Origin of the sequence: Actinoplanes sp. GCM10030250, assembly GCF_042666575.1 — a bacterium.
GTDB lineage: Bacteria > Actinomycetota > Actinomycetes > Mycobacteriales > Micromonosporaceae > Actinoplanes.
Genome location: NZ_JBHTDO010000010.1, coordinates 25,306 through 44,330, shown reverse-complemented (window position 1 = coordinate 44,330; position 19,025 = coordinate 25,306). Strand labels below are relative to the sequence as shown.

14 protein-coding genes and 2 pseudogenes are annotated in these 19,025 nt (G+C 68.7%); 9 read left to right on the top strand and 7 right to left on the bottom strand.

The features are described from left to right. Positions 1–370: 370 nt before the first annotated feature. The 4 genes from ACFQV6_RS15365 (at position 371) to ACFQV6_RS15350 (ending at position 4,542) form a co-directional block, all read left to right on the top strand. Positions 371–1,612, top strand: a complete 1,242-nt coding sequence (locus ACFQV6_RS15365) for a PP2C family protein-serine/threonine phosphatase (protein WP_378028143.1) — start codon at positions 371–373, stop codon at positions 1,610–1,612. A 357-nt stretch (positions 1,613–1,969) separates the two neighbouring features. Continuing rightward, the gene (locus ACFQV6_RS15360) at positions 1,970–2,101 is read left to right on the top strand and encodes a hypothetical protein (protein WP_378028142.1); all 132 of its coding nucleotides are present in this window, start codon (positions 1,970–1,972) and stop codon (positions 2,099–2,101) included. A 451-nt stretch (positions 2,102–2,552) separates the two neighbouring features. After that, positions 2,553–3,950: a diguanylate cyclase domain-containing protein gene (locus tag ACFQV6_RS15355; protein ID WP_378028141.1), complete on the top strand. Its 1,398-nt coding sequence runs from the start codon at positions 2,553–2,555 to the stop codon at positions 3,948–3,950. A gap of 193 nt (positions 3,951–4,143) precedes the next feature. Continuing rightward, positions 4,144–4,542: a hypothetical protein gene (locus tag ACFQV6_RS15350; RefSeq protein WP_378028140.1), complete on the top strand. Its 399-nt coding sequence runs from the start codon at positions 4,144–4,146 to the stop codon at positions 4,540–4,542. A gap of 196 nt (positions 4,543–4,738) precedes the next feature. Here the strand turns inward: ACFQV6_RS15350 and ACFQV6_RS15345 are convergent, their stop codons facing one another. The 3 genes from ACFQV6_RS15345 to ACFQV6_RS15335 all read right to left on the bottom strand — a co-directional run bounded on the left by ACFQV6_RS15345 (position 4,739) and on the right by ACFQV6_RS15335 (position 10,124). After that, entirely contained in the window at positions 4,739–5,719 is a 981-nt protein-coding gene (locus tag ACFQV6_RS15345) for a DUF2804 domain-containing protein (protein WP_378028139.1), read from the bottom strand. A 278-nt stretch (positions 5,720–5,997) separates the two neighbouring features. Beyond that, a complete protein-coding gene (locus ACFQV6_RS15340; protein WP_378028138.1) occupies positions 5,998–6,909 on the bottom strand; it encodes a DUF1963 domain-containing protein in 912 nt (303 codons plus the stop codon). A gap of 287 nt (positions 6,910–7,196) precedes the next feature. After that, on the bottom strand, positions 7,197–10,124 hold the full coding sequence (locus tag ACFQV6_RS15335) for a WD40 repeat domain-containing protein (protein WP_378028137.1): 2,928 nt from the start codon (positions 10,122–10,124) through the stop codon (positions 7,197–7,199). A 333-nt stretch (positions 10,125–10,457) separates the two neighbouring features. Here ACFQV6_RS15335 and ACFQV6_RS15330 point away from each other — a divergent pair, with 333 nt between their 5' ends. From ACFQV6_RS15330 to ACFQV6_RS15320, 3 genes and pseudogenes are all read left to right on the top strand, one after another. Beyond that, positions 10,458–10,757 (top strand): hypothetical protein, encoded by a 300-nt coding sequence (locus tag ACFQV6_RS15330; protein ID WP_378028307.1) that lies wholly within the window; start codon positions 10,458–10,460, stop codon positions 10,755–10,757. A 5-nt stretch (positions 10,758–10,762) separates the two neighbouring features. Continuing rightward, positions 10,763–10,918 (top strand): hypothetical protein, encoded by a 156-nt coding sequence (locus ACFQV6_RS15325; protein ID WP_378028136.1) that lies wholly within the window; start codon positions 10,763–10,765, stop codon positions 10,916–10,918. After that, positions 10,893–11,511: pseudogene (locus ACFQV6_RS15320) on the top strand (response regulator). The gene ACFQV6_RS15325 and the pseudogene ACFQV6_RS15320 overlap by 26 nt, the downstream one beginning before the upstream one ends. Before the next feature lie 215 nt (positions 11,512–11,726). Here the strand turns inward: ACFQV6_RS15320 and ACFQV6_RS15315 are convergent. Further along, positions 11,727–12,335, bottom strand: coding sequence for a transposase (locus tag ACFQV6_RS15315; RefSeq protein ID WP_378028135.1), 609 nt, complete (start codon positions 12,333–12,335; stop codon positions 11,727–11,729). Then, the gene (locus ACFQV6_RS15310; protein ID WP_378028134.1) at positions 12,260–12,805 is read right to left on the bottom strand and encodes a winged helix-turn-helix domain-containing protein; all 546 of its coding nucleotides are present in this window, start codon (positions 12,803–12,805) and stop codon (positions 12,260–12,262) included. Before ACFQV6_RS15310 ends, ACFQV6_RS15315 begins: the two co-directional genes overlap by 76 nt. Positions 12,806–13,016: 211 nt before the next feature. On the opposite strand from ACFQV6_RS15310, the gene ACFQV6_RS15305 reads away from it, so the two are divergent. Beyond that, the gene (locus tag ACFQV6_RS15305; RefSeq protein ID WP_378028133.1) at positions 13,017–13,391 is read left to right on the top strand and encodes a hypothetical protein; all 375 of its coding nucleotides are present in this window, start codon (positions 13,017–13,019) and stop codon (positions 13,389–13,391) included. 97 nt (positions 13,392–13,488) lie between these two features. Here ACFQV6_RS15305 and ACFQV6_RS15300 read toward each other — a convergent pair whose 3' ends face one another. Further along, entirely contained in the window at positions 13,489–14,400 is a 912-nt protein-coding gene (locus ACFQV6_RS15300; RefSeq protein ID WP_378028132.1) for a DUF1963 domain-containing protein, read from the bottom strand. Between the two features lie 223 nt (positions 14,401–14,623). Between ACFQV6_RS15300 and ACFQV6_RS15295 the strand changes: the two are divergent. Further along, positions 14,624–14,982 (top strand): annotated as a pseudogene (locus tag ACFQV6_RS15295) (DNA-binding response regulator); the annotation flags it as partial. 130 nt (positions 14,983–15,112) lie between these two features. Here the strand turns inward: ACFQV6_RS15295 and ACFQV6_RS15290 are convergent. After that, positions 15,113–18,733, bottom strand: coding sequence for a DUF4132 domain-containing protein (locus tag ACFQV6_RS15290; RefSeq protein ID WP_378028131.1), 3,621 nt, complete (start codon positions 18,731–18,733; stop codon positions 15,113–15,115). Between the last annotated feature and the right edge of the window lie 292 nt (positions 18,734–19,025).

Here is a 19,025-nt window from a genome sequence, read left to right as displayed (position 1 = left end):
CCCTGGCTCCAGCCCGACGGTCAACGAGCACCGGCACTCCGGCGACGGCGGGCTCGGCTTGGTTCTGAGCTGACGGCTCGCCGAGGATGTCGGCTGGTATCCGACCGCTGTCGGCAAGCAGGTGTGGGCCGCCTTCTGCATCGCTGGGCGTTGATCCGGCGGTCAGGTCACCAAGGCATGGTTTCGCCTCTTGGGCTCACCGTGGGACGGTGAGGCTCGCACGAGCCCCCGTCTACTGGTGGTTATCTCGCCGGTCTTCGATGCGTCATAATGACGTCGGCCCTGCTATCGCGGCTGCCTCAGTGGTCAGCTGGTTCCTGATCGACGGCGTCGCCGTCGGTGGGTATACGGCGAAGAATGGGTGGGTACGGTGACCGCTGACGGACGTAGAAGCATTGCGTCACTGCCGCGCCCTGACTCGGTCGCTGGCGGTTCCGAGGCGGATGCTTCGGTGGCCGGCATCGTCATCCTGTTGATCGAGGACGACCTCGGTGACGCCGTTCTGGTGCAGGAGTACCTCGCCGACGGTGATATCGACGCTCGTCTGCACCACGTCGACACCCTCACGGGAGCCAAGCAGATCTCGTACGAGCCGGAGTGCGTCCTGCTGGACCTGCACCTGCCGGACGCTCGCGGCCTGGACGCGCTGAGCCAGGTGCTGCAGCAGTGGCCGCACGCCGCCGTCTTGGTGCTGACCGGCCTCAACGACGCCGCGACCGGCTCGGCCGCGGTCGCCGTCGGGGCCCAGGACTATCTGGTCAAAGACCAGGTGGATGCGGCGGTGCTGGCCCGCACCATCCGCTACGCGGTCCAGCGTAAACGCGTCCAATCCGCCGAACGCCGGCTGCGCGACACCGAGTTTCACGCCGACGAGAACCTGCGCCTGCAACGCGGCCTGCTGCCCAAGCCGCTGCTGACTGACACGTCGATCACGATCGTCAGCCGCTACCTGCCCAGCCAGCAACGCTCTTTGCTCGGCGGCGACTTCTACGACGTCGTGCAAACCGACGACGGGACGATCCACGCGCTCATCGGTGACGTATGCGGCAACGGACCCGACGAAGCCGCTCTGGGCGTCGGCCTGCGGTTCGGCTGGCGCACCCTGACGCTAGCCGGGCTGCGCAAGACCGACCGGATACGCCTGCTCGAACAGGTTCTGGTCGCCGAACGACCGCATGACGGCATGTTCGCCACCGTCTGCACCGTCGGCATCACCTCCGACAGCTGCGAGGTGATCATGCTCAGCGCCGGGCATCCCGCACCACTGATCATCACCCCGGGCAACGCCTACCCCGCCCCGATCAGCCACGGGCTCAGCCTCGGCATGGCACCCGGCCGGGGACGGTGGCGCGAATCCCGCATCACCATGCCCCCTGGTGCGGGTCTGCTGCTGTACACCGACGGTGTCATCGAAAGCTTCCGCGACGACAGCACCCGCATGGGCGACGAAGGCTTCATCGAACTGGCCACACGCCTGTCCACCATCGACGACCCCGACGCCTACGTCGACACCCTGCTGGCCGAGATCCAACGCGGTGACGCCGGACGCCACGGCGACGACACCGCCGTCCTGTATCTTCGTCGCGCCGCCGACCACGATCGGCGGCCATAATGCGCGGGGGTATCACCCAACTCGTCGGCTCGCTGGCCGGGGTGTCACGGCCGACGGTGGATCTGTGGCTGGTCCGCTACGCTGCTGGCGGCGCCTGCGGGCTGCTCGCCGCGAAGCCTGGCGGCCCTCGTGAGCAGGTCAGCGCGGATGTGCGGTCGCGGGTCCTGGCCCTGACCCTGACCCGCACGACACCGCCGACGGAACCGGGTTGTCGCATTGGTCAACTCGGACGATGGCTGACTATGTCACCCGCACCAGCGGCACATCTGTCTCGCATCATTGGGTGGCGAATCTGCGGCGCGAACACGGCTTGAAGCCGCAGAAGCAGGGCACCTTCAAGCTCAGCAGGATCCCGCGTTGGCGGACAAGGTCGCCGACATCGTCGGGCTGTATCTGGACCCACCCGGCGGCGCGGTTGTGCTCAGCGTCGATGAAAAGACTCAGATCCAGGCCCTGCGTAGTGCCGAACGAGAGAGCACTCTTCCTTGATCGCGAGGACCCCGAACCAGACCGGACGACCGGTCCACCAGCTCCACCTGGGGAATTATGCGAGCGACAGGGTGGCGAATTTGTGAGCGTCAGACCGCTACAGGTGGGGAATTCCGTGAGCGCTGACACGAGATCCCTAACGGGTGCGGCCGGCCGCCGCGCCGAGCTCGGCGTAGGACGCACTCGCCCGGGCCGCGGCGGTCGCCTCGGCCGCGCTCCTCGTCGGGGTTGAAGGCTGCGGTGGGGTGGGTGATCGCGAGCAGACTGCCAGGCGACATTGCGTCACGCAGTACGGCCACGGGTTTACGGATCCTCAGCCGGCGTCCGGCGGTATCGCGCGCAGGCGTTCGCGGTTTCGTGTTGCGCAGCATCCTTCGTGGGGCCTTCGTGAACAGCGGCTCGAACGCACAGCATGGCTCATGTCCTCGCCTCGCCAGCCGATGCAAAGGGCATGCCTCGTTTCACCCGCGCGCTGCCCTTCCTGGGGCTCGTCGGCGTGCTGACCGTGGTCCTGCGCGCCTTTCCCGCCGCGCAGTCCCTGGTCTATCTGCTGGTCACGCTGGCCTTGGCGATGCCGGTACTGCGGAATCTGCGCCGGATGCCCCGGGAATTGCGTGCGCCGTGGGTGATGCTGGCCGTCACGCTCGGCTGGTGGATAGTCAACAACGCGCTGGGTGTGGTGACCGGCGACACCGCCCCGTTCGGTGACTTGCTGATGACCATCGGGAACCTTCACCTGCTTCTCGCCGCAGTCATGTTGCTGCTGCGACGCGGACGTAACGACGTCGGCGGCATGCTGGACCTTGCGCTGACCGCCATCGGGGCCGGTGGCCTGCTCTGGACCATGCTGCTACTGCCCCGCCTGCAGCACCTCGGGGTGGACGGCGGGCGGCAGGCGCCGCTGCTCGTCACGATCATGTTGCTCTGCGGGGTGCTGGGCGCCACGCTGCGGCTGGTAACCACCTCCAGCGGATTGACACCGCTCAAGCTGCTCACCGCCGCCATCGGTGTTCAGCTATTGTCCAACATCGTCCTGATTCACCAGCTCGGCTCGCTGGTGGCCCCAGTCGGCAGTTGGTTCGCGCTTTCCTACATGCCGTCGTACCTCTTCCTCGGGCTGGCCGTGCTGCACGCGTCCGCGGTCGAGCTGTGCCGGCCGGGACCTGCGCCGCAGGACCGTCTCTCCGCTGGACGGCTCGTTCTGATCGGCACCGTGATCGCGCTCGGTCCGTTGGTGAGTGCGATTCGCGAGTTCGCCGGGCAGCCCGTCGACGGTGCGTTGACGGTCGTCAACAGTCTGCTGGTGGTGCCGCTGGCGATGGTACGGGTCGGCGGGCTGGCGCGGGAGCGGCAGCGGGCGGAGGCGCAGCTGCGGTTCCAGGCGACGCACGATTTGCTGACGGGGCTGCCGAATCGGGCGGAGTTGTGGTCGCGGCTGGACACGGCCTTGCGCCGGGAGCAATCGGCTTCGGTCGTGGTGGTGTTCTGGGACCTGAACGGTTTCAAGGCGGTCAACGACCGGTTGGGGCATCTGGTGGGTGACCAGTTGCTGACCCAGGTGGCCGCGAGGGTTTCGGCTGGGCTGGAGCCGGGCGAGACATTGGCCCGGTACGCTGGTGATGAGTTCGTGCTGCTCGGTAACGGTGTGGAAGCTGCAGAGCGGCTACAGCGGCACGTGATCGAGTCGCTGAGCGCGCCGTTCGTCTTGGCTGGCGAAAGCGTATGGGTGGGCGCTGCTGTCGGCGTTGCCGTCTCCGACGGGCGAATCTCCGCCGAGGAGCTGATCCGCAGCGCTGACCAGGACATGTATCGCAACAAGCAGGCCGGGCAGGCTGCCGGTGTGGCATGACCGGCGCGTAGGTCCGGTTGCTGTGATCGCCGCTTCATGGACACGCTGGTCGCGGAGCTGTCTGCCTGCGGGTCCGGTCGCCGCACTGCGCGGCCTGGTCCAGAGCTTCGCCGGCCAAGAGCGCGGCGCGCGGGATCCCGCCGGACCTGCTGGCCGCCGGCTACCAACTGGCTCGCGCGTGATGCTGGCCGTGATGGACCAGGTGGCGGCCGAAGTCGGCCTGCCTCCGGATCTGGTCTTGGCGATTCACGACAGCACCTGGGAGTTCTCCAACGAGGCCGCTGCGGCGTTCGCCCGGGTGCATCACGACCTCGCGCTGGAACGGGCTCACTTCGACGCTGAGCGCCGGTCCACGTACGCCGGCGGGGTCCTGCGCGGCACGTTCACCGCGGACCGGCTGCTCTTCGCCGAGGTTGGCCCCAACCTCGCCTTCATCGCCCCGCGAGTGCCCGACCATTTCACCGGGCACCTCGTCGCGGCCGGCCCGGCGGCCCCGCTGGATCTGATCCATTTGGCGTTCGCCGTGCGGCAGCCAGGTGTTGCGGTGTCCAACGCCAGCGGCCGCCAGCAGTACGTTAGGGCCCAAGGGTGAGGCGGTGAGGGCCCACAACACGGCCGTCAGCACGACGGACGGCACGCCGAACAGCAGGCCGGCCGGGGTTCGCCTCCAGCGGCGCGGACGGCATTATCGAAGTCAGGCTCGACCGTGGTGCCGTCAAGGGCCGATGCGCCAGCCTACGCTCAAAACCTCAAGGTGGTGCGGGGATCCGGGCGTGGTTCAGTTCGGTCTACCAGCGGTTGCGTGCCTCCTCGGCCCAACCGACCAGCCCGTCCAGGCTGATCCGAGCCCCGTCATCGGCCAGCGCCCAACCGGTGAAATGGCCGAAGCACTGGTGCGTCTCGCTGGCGACAACAGCCAGATTCGTCCGGGCGATCTTCTCGTGAAACGGTTGGAACCGCGCTTCCACCCGTTCTCCGCTGATTCGCCACGGGCGCAGCCAGTCCGCCCGGTCGTAGTCCCACCGCAGTTCTTCGCCGATTTTGTGCAGGCGACCATCGACGAAGAGGCCGTTCTCGGTCACGCCGGTCCCGTCGGTCCACTTGCCGCTCAGCTGGATCGCCCGGCCCGCTGCTGCCCCCGCCGCCCAGTTCCAGCGGGCCGCGTACGGCCATTTGCCGCGGCCGTGGTCCAGCACCGCAAACGCGTCCGGGCCCCCGATCTCGTGCACCCGGCTGGCCACGGTCAGCGTGCCGCGGACCGGCCGGCCGACATCCTTGACCGTGTATTGAAACCGCCGGCTGCTCCACGGCACGACCACACCCAGCGACTCATGGCCCGCGGGCAGTGGAACCTCTACGTTCAACCGGACCTCACCGGCCGTCGCGTTGATCGTGGTGCCGTCCGGGCGCTGCGATATCCGGATCGCCAGCCCGCCGCCCCGCGCCGACACGTCCCCGGCACCGCTGAGCGCCGGGAGGACCGCGCCCCGCGCCAGCGGCACCACCACGTCGGTGCTGATCTCCCGGCCGGTCGCGCGCTCCAGTACATAGACCCCGTGAACGCCCGCATAGTCCAGGGACGACGCGACCAGGCCGACGATGTGCTCCGGCGTGACGATGCCCCAGTATTCCCAGCGTTTCGTCCGTCCCCAGCCTCGCAGGTTGGCGGTGTGCAGCGGCCGTCGGCTCCATCCGACCGCCGCCGGGTTCAACCGCCCGTCCGGCAGGCACAACTCCACCGGCGAGACCAGTTCGCGTTCATGTGTCACGGGGGGAGAATAGGGGACTTCTCGGGCGTTCGCTGCGCCCTGCCGCGCTCTTCTTCCGGCGCCACGGCTGATCTGGCGAGGCCGGTGACCAGCAACGCCGCACTTGAAACCGCCGAGCACATCACCGCCGGATGGAGAAGCTCGCTTCTGACCGCGATCGCGGCACAGGCCTGGAACTCACTGGCCCATCGTCAGCGTCTCCTCTCCACCGGTGTCGCGAGCGAGCGGCTGATGTGTTCCCGGACGCCGGCAGCGCCGCAGAGCTGTGACGGCGCCGCCTATTCGGTGAACTCGGTGCGGGACAGGGCTTTGTCGAATCGGCGGGCGGCCAGGTCCTCGTGCCGGATCATGAAACAACCCCAGTAGGCATCCACCTTGGCGAACTGGGCGAGGGGTACCCACTCGCGCATCACGCGCAGTGTCTCCTCCTCCAGGCGCAGGTCCCAGTCGGCGTCGGCGATCGTGATGCTGTCGGCCTTCTGGCGTGCCGTGAGGTTGTCGTCCGCCATCTGGGTCTCTGGGGTGTCGTCCAGGTAATCGGTCACCATCGCGCCGCCGCCGCCGGTGTACCCGCCGAGGAAGATCAGGGGCGAGGTGCTGCGCGGCCAGAGTTCCTTGGCCAGCTCGCAGAGCTCATCGCGGTGTTGCAGATCGCGACCCAGGTGTGCCGCGTTGTCAGTCCGGGTGGAGTCGGGGTCGTCCTCGTCGCAGCCGTCCAACCAAAAGGGCAGTTCGGCGACGACCGTGGCGAACAGGTCATGCTGCGGGCTGACGGAGTCGAGCCCGTCAGGCGCCTCCGCCGGTGCGGCCTCGGCGCCGGCCGGCACATGCATGACCCGCGCGTACTGCTGCTCGCCCTCGACGGAATTGCTGGCGATCCCGTAGTTGAAGGCGAGCGCGCGGTGCAGGAAGAACAGCAGCGAACCGTCCACCGGAAGGGCGAGGCCGGGGACCCGGGGAAGCGCCGCGCAGTCGAGGGAGGCGATGAACGGCAGCGGCCCGGACTTGGCGGACGGCCACTCCACGCCCACCGGCAGCCGGGGCAGACCGCCGTGCTGCCCGACGACCTCACCGTTGAGGTGCCCACTCGCCCTGATCGAGAATCGGATGAACTCGGCGAACCTGACGACCTCATCCGCTGGGAAGCCCCGCTCGATCGCCGCACGGCGGAACTGCTCATGAAGATCCATGGCTGTGCATCCTGCCATCGCCCCAGCAAGCTCGACGCCCGCGGCCGTGGTGGGCGGGCGGATGATCGAGAGCTGTCCAGGACGACGGTGTTCACTGTCTACCGTCTTCCTGAAGCCCCGTCTCTGATTGGGGCCGCGACATGCCCTCCTGTTCGTCGGTGCAGCGGGGAGTGACGTCCGTCGTGCCGCCCGTCATTGGTCGGGAACGCCACCATGTCGCTGAACGGTCGGCGGCGGCCAGTATGGCCGCCGCCGCTCCGGCGCCGCGGGCTACGCGTGGCGTCGGCTCAGCCCGGGATCGTGGCCGTCCAGATGTGTACGCTGTTCGCGTAGTCGCTGGAAGCTATTGCCAGGCTGTCGGTGGTCTCCGCCACGGCGACGCACTTGACGGCGCTGCTCTTGTGGCCGTCGTAGACCTTGCCGATCTGCCGGAGTTCGTCGTCGAGCAGGACGACACCACCCTCGTGGCCCGACACGATCCAGTTCCGTCCGGCGGCTGTAACCATCGCTATCGTGCCGCACCGGCCGTACCGGTGATCGTCGAATTCGTTGAGAAGGTCGCCGCTCACGGCATCCCGCAGCTGTAGGTCGTCCATACCAGCCGGGTCGAAGTCGAAATCGTCGGCGCCGACGTCCAGGCCCTGGACCAGTACCGCCCGGCCGTTCAGCACGCCGAGCACGGCCACTTCACCACCGTCGCCGAGTTGCAGCGGCTTCCTGACCGGCTCTCCGGCCCACACGTCCCACAGCACCGCCATGGACTCCGCCAAGCACTCCGCCTCGCCGACGACGTCGCCCTGCACCATCGCCAGCAGTCGTCCGCCGGTCGCGGCCATGGAGAGGGATCGGACGGTGTGGCCCACCGTCACCCGGGTCAGGGGTTCCGCCGTCATGAGGTCCCAGACCCGCAGCGTCTCGTCTGCTCCGGACACGCCGAGCAGGTAGCGGCCGTCCATGTCGACCGTGGCCGCCGCATACAGCGGGGGACCGCCGTGGTGCAACGGGCCGCCCAGCTTCGCACCGGAGTTCGCGTCCCAGCGCTGCACCACTCCATCGTCGGTGACGCCCACCAGGATGTCGCGGCCCGGCCCGCCGAAAGCTACTGCGGTCACCGCGCCGCCGGTGTCGATGGATGCGACGATCCGGCCAGCCACGTCCCACAGCCGGATCGTCGCGTCCTCAGAACTCGACGCGAACACCGGCTGCCCGTTACGGGTTCCAGCGGCCAGGGCGGTCACCGTGCCGGTGTGGCCGGTGTCCACCGGTGACGCCTCCAGCATCCACAAGCGCGGAGCGCCCCTGCTGGCCACCGAGATCAACGCCGCCTCACCGGCCCAGCACGTGGGCAACAGGGCGGTGATGTCGCCGGTATGGCCGCTCAACGGGGCCCCGACGGCCTCGCCCGTGGTGGCGTCCCACACCCGGATGATGTGATCCGCGCTGGTGATCACCACCTCACGACCGGAGATATGAGCGAAGGCGATAGCCCGCACCCACGCGTTCGCGTGCCTGGAGCTGCGGGCGGAAAGGTGGTGAGCGCCCAACCTCGGCGTCACCTCCTGCCCCGTGGCCGGATCGAAGACGTACACCGCGCCGTACCCGTCGCCGGCAGCGAGCACCGTCCGGCCACCGAGGCGACCGGCGGCGAGAGCGCTGACGATCCCCATATCCGCCACCTCGATGTGGCCCACCGTCTCTCCCGTCCGGGCGTGGAACAACTCGATATGCCGGTTGCACCGCATCGCCACCGCGGGTAGCCCGTCGACCTCGACGAACGTCATGGGGCACTCGGACAAGGGCACGTCCGGATCCGACGGCAGCTCGCGGTAGAACAGCGTCTCAGCGGCCTGCGGATCCCATACCCGCAACGCCATCGGGGAGCGGGGGGCTTGGCGGATCAGGAACGCGAACACCGCCTGGCCGTCGAACAGCCCCGCGGCGATGTTCCGTACCCCGTCACCGGAGAAGGGCGCACCGACCGGCAAGCCGGACTCGACGTCCCACATCACACCAGTGGCGCCACACCTCAACACGGAGCCCCGGCCGCCGATGTCGGCGAAGGCCGCGGCACGGATCCGCAGCTCCGGCGCGACCACCCGGCCGTTGTAGTACGGGCTGGCGACCATGGCGTCCGCCGCCAGGTCGAACACCCGCAAGGCGCGACCCTCGTCGGCCGCCACCGCCGCGGGCCGGCCGTCGAGCACGCCGATCGCGAGCGCCGTGGACTCGCCGAACTGGGCAGCCAGCCGCCGGCCGTGCGCTGCGGACACCCAGAGCTCGGTGCCGTGCCGGCCGTGGTATCCCCACTGCACCAAGACGCTGATCTCACCGTTCTGGCACATCACGTCGACATCCTCGATCGGCCACTCAGCGGCGGCCTCGGCGTCCCACAGCGCCGGCAGGGTCACGGCGTGACCGGCGGTCACGTTCCAGGCCAGCAGGGGATCGGCACCGTACCGGCCCGTGACGAAGAACACCCAGAGGTGGCCATCGACTTCCACCGCCGCCTTCGCCCGGTCACGACTGTTGGGGAGCGGCACCTCGAACGTTTCACCAACAGTGGCACCGGTCAGCGCGTCGATGAACCAGAAAAAGCGCTGCCGGAAGTCGTAGCACAGCAGGAGCAGCCGCCCGCGGTGTACCGCGTGCAGCACGAAACCAGGCGCAAGGTGCTCAGTGATGAAGCTGCCGTCAAGCGCGTCGTACACCGCCGACCCCACGGCGACGATCCCCCGGCCGTCCACGCCGGCGACCGCGATCTTCGAGCGCACCCGCATGGCCGGGAATTGCACGTCGACGAGTTCCCCCGACCACAGGTCGCGCAACCGCAGCGCCCCACCGCCCTCTTCGCCGTCCTCGGGATGGGGTGTCATCAGAGCCGCAACGGCCCGATCGCCGCACATGCCCACGGCGACGCCCTGCGGTCCCTGCGCGCCGTGCAATCCGGACCGATCCGGTACGCGGGCCCCGGTCTCCACGTCGATGGCGGCGTAGTGGGACCCGTCGGGGGTCGGCAGCCCGGCGCAGACCAGGGTGGGCCGTCCGGCCACCGTGACCAGCGCCGCCGGTCCGACCTCGTCGAAGGAGTGCAGTTCGTTGAAGCCCAAAGACGTTCGTAGCACCCGGTGCGGTACGACCCTGTCGTCCAGTTCCCAACCCTGCGACATCCGTTTCCCCTCATCCATGAAGATCGACGGGTCAGCTTCCCAAATCACCGAACGTGATCGTAAGCCGGCTGATCTTTCTGGGTCAGAGCACAAACGCAAGAGCTGCCGGGTGCTTCCGGGGGCCACGGGACTACCTCGGCGCGGACTCAGGTCGCCGGACCAGCCACCTGTTGTGGGAGGACCGTTCATCTCCACGGCGAGATGTTCGTGCTGGTGCACCGCTGTTGCAGGCATCGCCGGGGAGCACCGCGACGATGAAATCGCACTGTTCGGCGCGGGCGGTGCGGCGCTGCTCCCAAATTGGTGACCGGCCGTGGAGCCGTTCCCGGAAGTCGCGCCATTCGTGCGCGCAGCAGCGCCTCGTGCACCGACATCGGTCCCGTGGCGAGCACACCGAACGCGTGGTCGCGGACCTCCCACCCGTGGCAGTACGAGCTGCTTGACCAAGGCGTTGGCCTGCTCGAATGCGCCCGCCGGCTCGGCTGGGCCCTGAACACCGTCAAGCGCTATGCCCGCGCCGAGCGTGCCGAACAACTGCAGCGGCCGCCGCAGTACCGCGAAACGATGGTCGATCCGTTCCGTGACCACCTGCGCAGCCGCCGGGCCCACGAGCCCGGCGTGGCCGTGACCCAACTCCTGGCCGCGGGTTCGCGAAAGGTGTCGGCACCGGCTTCGGCCTGACGAGCATGCGCCAGCGCATCCGAGGCGTCGGCGGTCACGTAGAGGTGCAGAGCGCTCCCGGTGAAGGGACATCCGTTGGTGCGCGCGTTCCGGCGATCACCCCCGGGGCACGAGAGCAGAGGAAGAGACCGACCGGTGATTCGACTCTTGATCGTCGATGACCATCCGATCGTGAGGGGCGGCCTTCGCGACACCTTCGCGGACGCCGAGGACATCGTCGTGGTCGGTGAGGCCGGTGACGGCGCCGAGGGCATCGAACGTGCGAAGGCGCTGGCAGCGGATGTCGTGCTCATGGACCTTCGGATGCCCAGGATGGACGGCGTCGCCGCGACCGCCGCCCTGCGCGAGCGGGCCCCGGGTGCCCGAGTGCTGATCCTGACCACCTTCGACAGCGAGCGACGTACTGCCGGCGATCGAGGCGGGCGCGATCGGATATCTCCTGAAGGATGCACTGCCCGACGACCTGATGCGAGCCGCCCGTGCGGCAGCGCGTGGAGAGTCGGTGCTCACGCCGTCGGTGACGCAGCACCTCATGGGGCATGTTCGGAGGCCCGGCGCCGGCACACTGACCGATCGAGAGAAGCAGGTGCTGCAATTGGTCGCGAACGGCAGTTCGAATCGAGAGGCCGCTACAGCGTTGTTCATCGGCGAAGCGAGCATCAAAACCCACCTGCAACACATCTACGACAAACTCGGCGTTCGTGATCGAGCCTCGGCGGTGGCCGAGGGCTACCGCCGTCGCCTACTCACGTGACGCCCCCGCTGCTGGCCACCGCACGGCAGGACCGTCGCGAGCGGCAGAGAGATCGGAAGGGACGACGACGTTCGCCAGGTCGCGGTAGTGCGGCTCTTCACAGACGGGGTTGTTGCTGGCGCGTCGCTCGCCGGGTGAGAGTCGAGGTCTTCCGATGATCGGGGTTCTCACGCCACCCATCCGAGGCGCCTGACGCCACTAGACACCTTTCGCGGTCAGGGTCTGGCTGGCGTTGGCGGGGATAGCCCTGTTGCGGCGAGGTAGCCGTCGACCAGGTCGTGGCGGTACTGCATGCGTTTGAGTCGGTTTTTCACCGCGGCGGCGAGGGTGTTGGCGGTGCGGACGGCATGGTTGGCCATGCTGCGTTTCATCGTCGACCACACCTTCTCGACCGGGTTGAGTTCGGGTGCGTAGGCGGGTAACGCGTAGACGCGTAGCCAGGGTCGGCGGGCGAACGCGGCCCGGATCGGTGGGGTCTTGTGCAGTGACAGCCGGTCCCATACCAGCACGATCGGGCCCTGAAGTTGCTGATGGGCGGCGTCGAGCAGTCGGATCAGGTCCGGTTCGCGGAAGCCTTTTGGTTCGCCTTTACGGCCGCGGTAGACCAGGGTCCGGTAGATCAGCCGGCTGCGGTGGCCGGGCCGGTAGCAGCACAGCCCGGCCACCGATACCCGCACGGTGCCTTTCGCGGTCACCTTGACCACCGGGGTCGCGCCCTTGAGCGCCCAGGTTGTGGCCTTGCAGGCTCTCAGCGTCTGACCGCACTCGTCGGCGAAACAGATCCATGCGCCGCTTCCCGCGGCGACTCTTTTAGCGCCGGCCACCGGTACCGGCGCCAGTGAGCGATCGCGTCCTCGTCGCGTTCGATCGCCCGGTGCACCGGCAGCTGGGCGGTGTAGCCCAGCCGCTGCATCGCCTGCCACGCCGTGGTGATCCCGACCCGCAGACGGAACAAGGTAGCGATCAACGCGACGACCCGGACCAGGGTCCACCGCTGATCATCGGCATAACCGGCCGCCGCAGGACCGGCTTCCAAACGCTGCCGCAACCGCTCCAGCTGGGCGTCGGACAACGTCGGATCCGGCCCGGGCGGCCCCTTGGAGGCCAGCGCGGCGGTCCCGCCGGACGTCCAGGCCCGCCGCCACTGGTAGGCCGACTTCTCCGACACTTCCAGGATCTTCGCAACCCGAGGCGCGGCGACACCGGCCGCGAACAAGCCCGCAGCTTGCCAGCGCACCTGCTCACGCCGTACCCGCTGGGCCTGGTTCAGGCCACCACCATCGCCGTACCGCATAGGTCCAGCACACCCGAAACCACCGAAACCCGTCGATCCCCCAAAAGCGTCTTCAATAGATCCGGCACAAACCCTGACCGCGAAAGGTGTCTAGCCCCTTGAGCAGGTTGGTGGCGCGGCGTTATCAAACTTCGTGTTGTCACCGTCTTGCGGGACCGGGACTGTCGATCACGGCCAGCTGTGTACGAAAGCGTGACGCGGGTAGGTCGCGGTGGCCATCGCCGAACTCGATCAGAGCGCGGCCATCGTCAGCTACACCGGCCTGGGAAACATGTCCGGCGTCATCTTCGGCCCCGATGGTGGGCGCCGTAGCATGGTGCCGCTACCCGGCACCGCGGGAGATCACGCTCCCCGCATCCGCCAATTCGCGTGTCCCGCCATCACGGAAGCGGTGGTGATCCTGCACTCCGATGGTGTGACCCGCGCTGGGAACCCCGCCGCCTATCTCGGCCTGCTCGATCACAGCCCGCAGGTCATCGCCGTGACCGTCCTCCGCGACGCCGGGACGCGCCGCGACGACGCCGGCGCAGCCGTTGCCGTTGCCGTTGCCGTTGCCGTTGCCGCACTGTCCCAGCAGCCCAGGTGAGGTCATCGGGCTCTTCATCGGTGTCTACCAGCGGCCGGCTGATGCGTTCCCGGACGCCGGCAGCGCCGCAGAGCTGTGACGCCGATGACGGCGACACCTATTCGGTGAACTCGGTGCGGGAAAGGGCTTTGTCGAATCGGCGGGCGGCTAGGTCTTCGTGCCGGATCAGGAAACAACCCCAGTAGGCCTCTTCCTTGGCGAACTGGGCGAGGGGAATCCACTCGTGCATCACGCGCAGGGTCTCCTCCTCCAGGCGCAGGTCCCACTCGGTCTCCGCGATGATGATGCCGTCGGCCTTCTGGCGTGCCGTGAGGTTGTCCTCCGCCATCGCGAGCTCCGGGGTGTCGTCCAAGTAATCGGTCGCCATCGCGCCGCCGCCGCCGGTGTACCCGCCGAGGAAGATCAGGGGCGAGGTGCTGCGCGGCCAGAGTTCCTTGGCCAGCTCGCAGAGCTCATCGCGGTGTTGCAGATCGCGACCCAGGTGTGCCGCGTTGTCGATCCGGGTGGAGTCGGGGTCGTCCTCGTCGCAACCGTCCAACCAGAAGGGCAGTTCGGCGACGACCGTGGCGAAGAGGTTGCGCTGCGGGCTGACGGAGTCGAGCCCGGCAGGCGCCTCTGCCGGTGCGGCCTCGGTGCCGGCCGGCACATGCATGACCCGCGCGTACTGCTGCTCGCCGTCGACGGAATTGCTGGCGATCCCGTAGTTGAAGGCGAGCGCGCGGTTCAGGAAGAAGAGCAGCGCACCGTCCACCGGCAGGGCGAGGCCGGGGACTCGGGGAAGCGCCGCGCAGTCGAGGGAGGCGATGAACGGCAGCGGCCCGGACTTGGAGGACGGCCACTCCACGCCCACCGGCAGCCGGGGCAGCCCGCCGTGCTGCCCGACGACCTCACCGGCAGGATTCCCGCCCGCCCTGATCGAGAATCGGAGGAACTCGGCGAACCTGCCGACCTCGTCCGCTGGGAAGCCCCGCTCGATCGCCGCACGACGAAACTGCTCATGATGGTCCATGGCTGAGCATCCTGCCATCGTGCAAGCAAAGCTCGACGCCCGCGGCCGTGGTGAGCGGACGGATGGTCGAGAGCTGTCCAGGACAGCGGTGTTCGCTGTTTGCCGTCGTCCTGTGGCCTCGTTGTGATCGGGGCCGCGACATGCCCTCCTGTTCGGCGGTGCAGGTCAGAGGGTTTCTGCGCCCGGCGAGCGCGCCGCACCGGTCGGTGCTCCGCTTAGCTTTGCGGGCACGAGCGGCTTCCTACTCAAGGACGTCCCGCCGGCGCAGCTGCTCAACGGCATCCGCACGGTGGCGACGGGCGCCGCGATGAGGGCCCTGGAGGTGACCGGCAGCTGGGTGGGGCAGGTACACGCGGCCCGCATCCGCCCGGCCGAGGGCGAGCCGGACGGCTGCGCGCTGACCCCGCGCGAGCTGGAGATGCTGCAGCTCATCGCGGAGGGCCTGTCGAACAGCGAGATCGCCGCAGCCTGGTGATCAGGTACGAGACGGTCAAGACGTATGTCCGCATCCTCGCCAAGCTTGACCTGCGCGACCGGGTGCAGGCCGTGGTGTACGCGTACCGCCGCGGCCTGGTGACCTGAGCGGCCCGCGACTCCGTCGCGGTGTTCACACGAGCAGCAGGACCCGTACCCCGGAAGAACTGTGAGCGGCGAGCATGGTTGTCGGTGGATGCGGCCGGCCGGGGCCGATGCGGCCGGCCGGCCGCATCGGTCATCGCAGAGGTCCGCCGTTGACCAGGTAGTGCAGGTCGCACAGCAGCTCCGAGACGATCACTGGATCGAGGGCGGCGAAGTTCTCCGCCCCGGTGAGCCGCGCGTCGCGGAAGATCTGCGCGGGCTGGTCGTAGACGTCGTTGATCGAGATCCCCGGGTCGAGCGGGAAGTCCAGCCCTCCAAGACCCGGCAGGTTGCACTCCATGGTGTTCTGAATCCCGGCGTCCATCGGCGCGCTCCGTCCCCACCACCCGCGACGTTCCAGTTTCAGCAACCGGTCGACCGGGACGTCGACGCCGACGAACTCGGGCAGTCGTCGCTGTGCGGCCTGCTCCGCGGTCAGCCGCCACACCGGCCGATGGAGCTGCGGGAACGGCTGGAGAATCTCATAGTCGGTGAACAACGCCGTCCACGCGGACAGGTCGGCCTGCAGGTCCAGGGGATGGGCGACACCGACCACGTCGTCGTCGCCCATGGCGAACGCCTTGTCGTCGACGTCGGCCATGCTGCCGTCCTCGGCCACCCGCAACGCCGTGCCTGCCGTCCCGTCCGCGCGGTAGGTCACCCACACCAGGCGCCGTGCCAGGTGCCCCATCAGCGGATGCCCGACCAGCAGCCGCCGGAACTCCGCGCCGGTCCACCGCCGCCGGATCACCATCGCGTCCTCCAACCGGCGGATCTGATCCGTCGCCACGGAACGCAGGTCCTTCTTCAAGGCGGAGAACTTCTTGTACGCGGCCGTCGCGAGCGCCTCGTCGTCGTTGGCACCCGGTTTGGGCAACGCCTTACGGGCCTTGCCGTCCTCATCCTTCACGAACGGCTTGAGCTGCTCGTCGAAACCGACCAGGAAACGACGCGGACCATAGTTGAGGGTGAGAGTGTTCCGATCGTCCAGCCCGAAGTCGGGAACCAGCCGATCGGCCAGCTGGTCGGAGGTCAAGCCCAGCTCCGCGGCGACTGCCCGGACCCGGCTGTCAGCCCCGTCCTTCAGTGCCTCGAACTTCACGTTCCGTGCGATGGCGTGCAGGTGGATGAGCGCCATTTCGGAGCCGATCGCGTAGAGCACGTCGAGCCCGATCGTGGCACGCGCGTGACCGCCCGCGCCCGGCCAGGCACGCACGACCGGGCTGAGCCGACGCACGGTGTCATCGTCGCCGATCAGCGCCAGCGCCTCCAGCACCCAGCTCTGCTTCGGCGGGAACCCCGCCGACTCCCAGCTCTTGAACAAGGACCAGCCGAACTCCGCCAGCGCCACCGAATCCAGCGTCTCCCGCACCGCGGTCAGACCCGGGTACGGCAGACCCAGGCGCGACAACGCCAGCATCGTGCATAGATGCCGCACCCCCTCGGACGGCAGAGCATGACGGCGATCACGCAACAGCACCGGCGTCAGCGATCCGGCATCCTCGCTCCATTGCGGCAGATCTGGTAGCCGGGTCGGCACTGCATCCGCCGGATCGACCGACAACAACGGCTCCACCGCGGACGCCGCGGCAGCGCCGTACTCAACGGCAGCCGCCCGCACCACGTCGGTGTGACCAGCCGCTACCAGCACCCGCAGCGCCTGCTCCGCCGTACGGCGCTCCGCGCCGACCGGACCGACCGCCGCCGGGATCAGATCACGCGCCGCCGCCTTCGGGTGCCGCCGGAGCCAGCTCACCGCGATCCAGCGCACCGACTTCAACCGGTCCAGCCAATCGGCCATCAGGGCGGCGACCTCGGCCCCCTCGGCGGGCAGCAACAGGGGTCCGTAGACATCCAGCGAACCCCCTTGACGGCAGCGCTGGAGAACGACCGGCAACGCGTCCACGCCGAACCGGAAAAGTAGATGGGGCAGGGTCCATCCCGGCGACCAGAAGCCCATCGGACGCCAACCGGGCAACAGCTCCAGCGCCAGCGACCGAGGTGCGTTGACGAAGAACTTCTCCTCGTCGGCGGCGTGGGTCATGCGGCCCTCGCGCAGCTTCGCCGCCTCCTGCTCCCAGCGCTCGAGGCCGTCGGCGTCCTCCGGCCCGGGCTCCTCGAACGCCGGCACCAACGCCTCGCGCTCCCCGGCAGCCCAGCACAACCGCGGCAGGTCCGGCGGAGTCAGTCCCTTCACCACCACCGGCTTGGCCACCGCCCGCGCACGCGTCCACGGCGGCGTCACCAACAATGGGTGCACGAACGCCGCCGGCGCCTGCGGCACCGTCGACAACGACGCCAGAATCGACTCCACCTGCCGCCGGGCCACCTCCGGCAATGACGGCAAGGCCGCACCCGCCACCTCCGGGTTCGCCGTCACATGCCGGCGCAACAACGCGGCCGTGGGCCCCCGTTGCCCGTCCGGCTCGCCGGCCGCCATCCCCAGCAGACGCAGTGCCCGTACCGGGAATCGTTGCATGGCCTCGCTGAGTCCGGCCGCGGCCAGCTTGTCGTCCGCCGGCTGCAGCAACGCGCCGAACGCCTCGTCGGTCGGAATCAACGCCAGACCACCGATCACCGCCCGCCGATTGTCGGTGTACTCGTTCTGCTTGTTCAGCAACTCTTTCAGGCGCGGCGTCACCGCCGCCCCGACCGCATCGAGGAGCGTGGCCAGCAATCCGCCCCGCAGTTTGAGATCGAACGAATCGATCTTTGCGGCCAACCGATCCCACTGTTCCGGCGCCGAGACCGCGAATCCCACCAATTCGATGCGATACAGATCGGCACCACAGTCCTCGTCGACCCACTCCGACTCGCTCGGCATCAGGTATGTGGTGATGGTGCGCTGCACCGTCGAGCGATACTCCCGAAGCGCCTGCCTGGCCTGCTCATACTCGGCGTCGTCGGCGACGGCGAGCCGGGCCCGCACTCGCTCCGCCAGCGGCAGCCACGGATCGAAACTCCACCGGCCACCCCTGTCCGCCGGCGTCACCCGGCGCAGGTTCTCCTGTTCGTCGGGAGACCCGTATCCCTTGCGTCTGACGTCCAGACCGGCGGCCTCGGCGACGGCCCGTGTCGCGAACGTCAGCCCGTGGGCCGCGATCCACCCGTCGGCGAGCGCCGCCAACTGCCCGAACTCCCGATGCTCACACGCATGCGTCGACGCCACCACGGCCGCCGCCGCGCCGAGCGGCGTCACCCGGCTACCGTCCAGGAAGCCCTCGGCCGCGGCTACCAGTTCACCAGCACTCCTCGGTGCCGCCAACACCTGCGCCCGCTCCATGCTGTTGGCTTTCATGACTGCCTCAGCCTTCGCCACCGCACCCGCAAGCCGCGGTAACGAACCACCCACGCGACCCCCACGCCGCCGCTGAACCTTGCGCATCCACTCGGCCGGCAGCACCAGCACATCCTCGTCCCGCAACACGCCCGGCCCCTCCGCCGCGCCGCCGTCCGGCACAGCCGGGCCGGAGGCAACTGGGGCTGACACAGCCGCAGCCGGCGCCGCGGCGGCCGTCTCCACGTACCCCTTCTTCACCTTCTCGGCTACCAACGCCTCCACATGTGCGATCGCCGCTGCCTCGTCGGGCAGCTCCTTCACCCGAGTCTGTCCCGCGGCACCGACACGTCCGAACCGGACGGTCACCACGGCACCGTCTCGTGACACCCACCAGAACTTCGCCGACCCCGCACCCCGGTGCTCGAAACAGCGCATCCTGAACAACCTCTCGCTCTCGATCAATTGACGGCGGGCGACACCGTAGCCATCGGGTACGACAAGAACAGGGTGGCCGACGCCGGTTCCCCCGCTGCAGGCACCGTGCATGCAACCCATGCGGCATGGCACGCTCGGCGCTTGTTGTAGTCGCCACGAACGTTCACCGGTGGCGGCTGACCCGCCGTCAGGCTCGCGGAGTCCTGGCAGGACCAGTAAACCGCCACCGGGGGGCGGTCTCGTTTCGGCGCTCTGGGCGGATGTGCCCCGTTTCCGTGACGGAGGAGGGCAT

Excerpts from the sequence above, each read along its gene's own strand:
- ACFQV6_RS15355 (WP_378028141.1), top strand. The coding sequence starts at position 2,553 with ATGCCTCGTTTCACCCGCGCGCTGCCCTTCCTGGGGCTCGTCGGCGTG.
- ACFQV6_RS15300 (WP_378028132.1), bottom strand. The coding sequence starts at position 14,400 with ATGGACCATCATGAGCAGTTTCGTCGTGCGGCGATCGAGCGGGGCTTC.
- ACFQV6_RS15350 (WP_378028140.1), top strand. The coding sequence starts at position 4,144 with ATGGACCAGGTGGCGGCCGAAGTCGGCCTGCCTCCGGATCTGGTCTTG.
- ACFQV6_RS15340 (WP_378028138.1), bottom strand. The coding sequence starts at position 6,909 with ATGGATCTTCATGAGCAGTTCCGCCGTGCGGCGATCGAGCGGGGCTTC.
- ACFQV6_RS15290 (WP_378028131.1), bottom strand. The coding sequence starts at position 18,733 with ATGCGCTGTTTCGAGCACCGGGGTGCGGGGTCGGCGAAGTTCTGGTGG.
- ACFQV6_RS15325 (WP_378028136.1), top strand. The coding sequence starts at position 10,763 with ATGCGCCAGCGCATCCGAGGCGTCGGCGGTCACGTAGAGGTGCAGAGC.
- ACFQV6_RS15310 (WP_378028134.1), bottom strand. The coding sequence starts at position 12,805 with ATGCGGTACGGCGATGGTGGTGGCCTGAACCAGGCCCAGCGGGTACGG.